Raw genomic sequence first — 4,959 nt, 5'->3', positions numbered from 1 at the left:
ACGGCATCGCCTTCCAGACCAACATCCTCGCGCTCAATGCGGCGGTGGAAGCGGCACGCGCCGGCGAGCAGGGCCGCGGCTTCGCGGTTGTCGCTTCTGAAGTGCGCAACCTCGCGCAGCGCTCGGCGGCAGCAGCGAAGGAAATCAAGGGCCTGATCGACGACTCGGTGGGCAAGGTCGATGCGGGCACCGCGCTGGTCGGCGAAGCCGGCAAGACGATGGAAGAGATCGTGGGCAGCATCCGCCGCGTGACCGACATCGTGGGCGAGATCAGCGCTGCGAGCCACGAGCAGACGCAGGGCATCGAGCAGATCAACCAGGCGATCACGCAGATGGACCAGGTGACGCAGCAGAACGCGGCGCTGGTCGAAGAAGCGGCGGCCGCCGCGCAGTCGATGCAGGAGCAGGCCGGCAGCCTGGTGCAGGCCGTCAGCGTGTTCAGGCTGGGCACCGGCGAGCCGGCGCTGAACTGAGAGGCGCCCCGTCACCATGCGAGTCAATCTCCCGGTTACCGCCAACGAGTACCTGCTGCACGACGATGCCGCCCTGGTCTCGCGGACCGACCTCAAGGGCCGGATCACCTACGCCAACGCGGCCTTCATCGAGGCCAGCGGCTTCACCCTCGAGGAACTGATGGGCAAGGCGCACAACCTGGTGCGGCACCCCGACATGCCGCCCGAGGCCTTCGCCGATCTCTGGGAGACCTTGGCCCGGGGCTTGCCCTGGACGGGCGTGATCAAGAATCGGCGCAAGAACGGCGACTTCTACTGGGTGCATGCCAACGTGACGCCCATCGACCGCAACGGCACCCTCGTCGGCTACATGTCCGTGCGCAGCAAGCCCGCGCGCGAGGCCGTGGCGGTTGCCGAGCAGCTCTATCGGCGCATCCGCGAAGGCCAGGCCCGCGGCTTGGCGATCCGGCGGGGCGAGATGGTTCGGCTCGGCTGGGCAAATCCCCTGGTCGTACTGCGCCGCATCCCGGTCCGCCATCGCGTGCTCGGCTCGACTTTGGCTGCAGCGGGCCTGTCGCTGGCGTTGGGCGTGGCCGTTTGGCTGGACCTTGCCGCGCCGGGCCTGTCGGCTGCCGCGGCGGCGGGCGGGGCGCTGGCCTGGGCCGGCATGGGCATCTTCCTGGACCGCACGATGTTCAAGTCGATGGACCATGCCACGCGCGTGGCACGGTCCATTGCAAGCGGCCAGATCGCAAGGTTCGAGGTCCATGCCGGCGACGAGACGCGGGAGCTGTTGACCGCGTTGAACCAGATGAGCGCGAACTTCTCGGCGATCGTGGCCGACGTGGGTGCCAACGTCGGCCGCGTGATGACGGCCTCGGGCGAAATGGCCTCGGGCAACCAGAACCTGTCGGCGCGGACCGAGCAGCAGGCCGGATCGCTGGAGCAGACGGCCGCTTCCATGGAGCAGCTCACCGGCACCGTCAAGCAGAACGCCGACAACGCGCGCCAGGCCAACCAGCTCGCAAGATCGGCTTCCGAAGTGGCACGCAAGGGCGGCGAGGTGGTGGGCGAGGTGGTGCAGACCATGGGCTCCATCGACGCTTCCTCGCGCCGGATCGTGGACATCATCGGCGTGATCGACGGTATCGCCTTCCAGACCAACATCCTCGCGCTCAATGCTGCGGTCGAGGCCGCGCGTGCCGGCGAGCAGGGCCGCGGCTTCGCAGTGGTGGCTGCCGAGGTGCGCGGCCTGGCGCAGCGCTCGGCGGCCGCCGCCAAGGAGATCAAGGGCCTGATCGACGACTCGGTGGGCAAAGTGGGCGCGGGCAGCCGGCTCGTGGCCGAAGCCGGCCGGACCATGGCAGAGATCGTCGACAGCATTGGGCGCGTGACCGACATCATGGGCGAGATCACCAGTGCCAGCCAGGAGCAGACCACCGGCATCGAGCAGGTCAACCAGGCCATCAGCCAGATGGACCAGGTGACGCAGCAGAACGCGGCGCTGGTCGAGCAGGCGGCGGCCGTGGCCGACTCCCTGCAGGACCAGGCCCGCCAGCTGGACGAATCGGTCAGCGTGTTCCGGCCCGCCACCGCAGCCGCCTCTTCGTCGAGGCGAACCCCTTTCCCTCAACACGAGCTCGCAGCATGAAGTCTCTTTCGAACCTCCGTATCGGCACCCGCCTGGCCATCGGCTTCGGCCTGGTGCTGCTCCTGACCGTGGCCGCCTCCGCCTTCGCGCTGATCAGTGCCAACAAGAACGCCGAGGCCACGCGCCAGATGATGCAAGGGCCGCTGGCCAAGGAACGGCTGATCTCCGACTGGTACGTGCTGACCTACTCGGCCATCGCACGGACCGCGATGATCGCCAAGACCACCGATGCGACCCTGCCGGTCACCTTCGCCGACGTCATTTCCGACAGCGTGAAGAAGGGCGCCGAGACGATGGCCAAGGTCGAGGCCCTGCTGGTGACCGAGCAGGAGAAGACCACCTTCAAGTCCATCGTCGAGCTGCGGTCCAAGTACCAGCTGGCCAAGGATGCGGTGCAGAAGGCCAAGGCCAGCGGCGACGCGGCCGAGACCGAGCGCGTGTTCAAGGAGGTCTTCCAGCCCGCCGCCAAGGCCTACGAGAGCCAGGTGCTGGGACTGCTGTCGATGGAGCGCAAGGCCATCGACGACATGAGCCGCGCGATCGACGCCGCGAATGCGAGCAGCTTCAACATGCGCATCGCGATGACGGCGCTGACCTTGCTGGTCGGCGGGCTCTGCGCCTTCCTGATCGCGCGCAGCATCACCCGGCCGCTGGGCCAGGCGGTGAAGGTCGCGGAGACGGTGGCGAGCGGCGATCTCGGAACCCGCATCGAGGTGCAGTCGCGCGACGAGACCGGACAGCTCATGCACGCGCTCAAGAACATGAACGAGAGCCTTGCTCGCGTGGTGGGCCAGGTGCGCGCCGGCACCGACACCATCGCCACTGCCTCCGGCCAGATCGCTGCGGGCAACCACGACCTCTCCGCGCGCACCGAGGAGCAGGCCAGCTCGCTGGAAGAGACCGCGGCCTCGATGGAGGAGCTGACCTCCACGGTGAAGCAGAACGCGGACAACGCCCGGCAGGCGAATCAGCTCGCGCTCTCGGCCTCGGAAGTGGCGCTCAAGGGTGGCAGCGTGGTCTCGCAGGTGGTGGGCACCATGGGGTCGATCAATGCCTCGTCCCGGAAGATCGTCGACATCATCGGCGTGATCGACGGCATCGCCTTCCAGACCAACATCCTTGCGCTCAACGCGGCCGTGGAAGCTGCGCGCGCCGGCGAGCAAGGCCGCGGCTTCGCGGTGGTGGCCTCGGAGGTGCGCAACCTGGCGCAGCGCTCGGCGGCTGCGGCGAAGGAGATCAAGGCCCTGATCGACGACTCGGTTGACAAGGTCGAGGAGGGCAGCAGGCAGGTGGCCGAGGCCGGCCGCACCATGGAAGAGATCGTCGACAGCGTCAAGCGCGTGACCGACATCATGGGCGAGATCACCTCCGCCAGCCAGGAACAGACCCAGGGCATCGAGCAGGTCAACCAGGCCATCAGCCAGATGGACCAGGTGACGCAGCAGAACGCGGCGCTGGTGGAAGAGGCCTCGGCCGCAGCGCAGTCCATGCAGGAGCAGGCCGCCAGCCTGGTCGATGCGGTGCGGGTATTCAAGCTCGGCCACGACGAGGCGGCGGCGGCGGTGGTGGCGCAGGTGCAGGCCAAGAGCCGTGCGGCCCAGCCGCTGAAGCGCGCCATGCCGGCGCTCAAAGGCCCCGCGCCCAGGCCGGCCGCCGCGCCAGCCAAGGCGCTGCCGGCGCAGGCCGCGAGTGCCGCGCTGCCCGGTGACTGGACGGAGTTCTAAGACGGACATCAGGTTTGGCGGCCCTCAACTTCGAGCGCAGCCAGCCGATAGATCCAAGGCCAGGCCCGACTTCTTGGGCCCCATGAAGGAAGAAGAAAAATGCAGTGGTTCCAACAGCTTCGTGTCAGCGTCAAGCTGATCCTCGCCTTCCTGGTGGTCGCGGCGCTGGGCGCCGCGGTCAGCGCGCTCGGCATCTTTCAGATGAGCCGGATCAGCGCGTCTACCGGAAGGCTCTACAACCATGAGATGCGCACGCTCGAGGCGGCGCAGGCGGCCAACATCCACCTGCTGTATGCCAGCCGCGCGCAGATGAGCCTGTTGTCGGCCTCTACCAAGGGCGAGCGCAATGCAGGCATTGCCGAACTCAAGAAGGCCGGTGCCGAGCTGGGCGAGCGCATGGCCCAGATCAAGCCCGTGCTGCTCGAAAGCGAGGCGGGCGCCAAGCTCCACGAACGCTACGAGGCCCTGGTGCAGCCGCTGCGCAAGCGCATGGGCGAGTTCATCGAGCTGATTTCCAGGCAGTCGCTGGACAGCTCGCAGTTCGACGGCCGGGTGTCCGAGGAGAGCACACAGCTGCTGAAGGATTCGCGCGCGGTCGAGGAAGTGCTGGACCAGATGGTGAAGCATGCCGACAGCATGGCCAAGGCCAGCATGGAGAGTGCCGAAGGCACCTTCAAGACCTCGCGACTGCTGATGCTGGCCATGGCCCTGGTGGGACTGGTTGCCAGCGTGGGCCTGGGCGTGGTGGTAGCCCGCCTGCTGTCGCGCCAGCTCGGCGGCGAGCCGGCCTATGCCGCCGACGCAGTGGGGCGCATCGCGGGTGGCGATCTCACGGTGGGCGTGGAGGCGCGATCGGCCGCCCAGGGCAGCGTGCTGCACTCGATCAAGCAAATGCAAGACCAGCTGACCTATGTCGTGGTCAGGATCAAGCATTCGAGCGATGCCATCGCGACGGCATCGGGCCAGATCGCCTCGGGCAACCAGGATCTCTCGTCGCGCACCGAGGAGCAGGCCAGCTCGCTGGAGCAGACGGCCGCGTCGATGGAAGAGCTGACCTCCACCGTCAAGCAGAACGCCGACAACGCGCGCCAGGCCAATCAGCTGGCGCTCTCGGCCTCCGAAGTGGCCGTCA

The 4,959-nt window shown here is 67.8% G+C and carries 4 protein-coding genes; all 4 read left to right on the top strand.

What is annotated here, in order from left to right:
- The coding region (locus tag APY03_RS44595; RefSeq protein ID WP_232324436.1) for a methyl-accepting chemotaxis protein at positions 1 to 473 on the top strand (473 nt) is incomplete at its 5' end.
- 16 nt (positions 474 to 489) lie between these two features.
- Complete coding sequence (locus tag APY03_RS45405) at positions 490 to 2,103, top strand: methyl-accepting chemotaxis protein (RefSeq protein ID WP_083944582.1); 1,614 nt, start codon at positions 490 to 492, stop codon at positions 2,101 to 2,103.
- Positions 2,100 to 3,827, top strand: coding sequence for a methyl-accepting chemotaxis protein (locus tag APY03_RS27010; protein WP_068681704.1), 1,728 nt, complete (start codon positions 2,100 to 2,102; stop codon positions 3,825 to 3,827). Before APY03_RS45405 ends, APY03_RS27010 begins: the two co-directional genes overlap by 4 nt.
- 99 nt (positions 3,828 to 3,926) lie before the next feature.
- A partial coding sequence (locus APY03_RS27005; RefSeq protein WP_198161306.1) for an MCP four helix bundle domain-containing protein occupies positions 3,927 to 4,959 on the top strand: 1,033 nt, incomplete at its 3' end.

Source organism: Variovorax sp. WDL1, assembly GCF_001541225.1.
GTDB lineage: Bacteria > Pseudomonadota > Gammaproteobacteria > Burkholderiales > Burkholderiaceae_C > Variovorax.
This window is presented reverse-complemented; position numbering and strand designations above follow the sequence as displayed.

Coding starts and splice junctions, on each gene's coding strand:
- APY03_RS27010 (WP_068681704.1), top strand. CDS start 2,100: ATGAAGTCTCTTTCGAACCTCCGTATCGGCACCCGCCTGGCCATCGGC.
- APY03_RS45405 (WP_083944582.1), top strand. CDS start 490: ATGCGAGTCAATCTCCCGGTTACCGCCAACGAGTACCTGCTGCACGAC.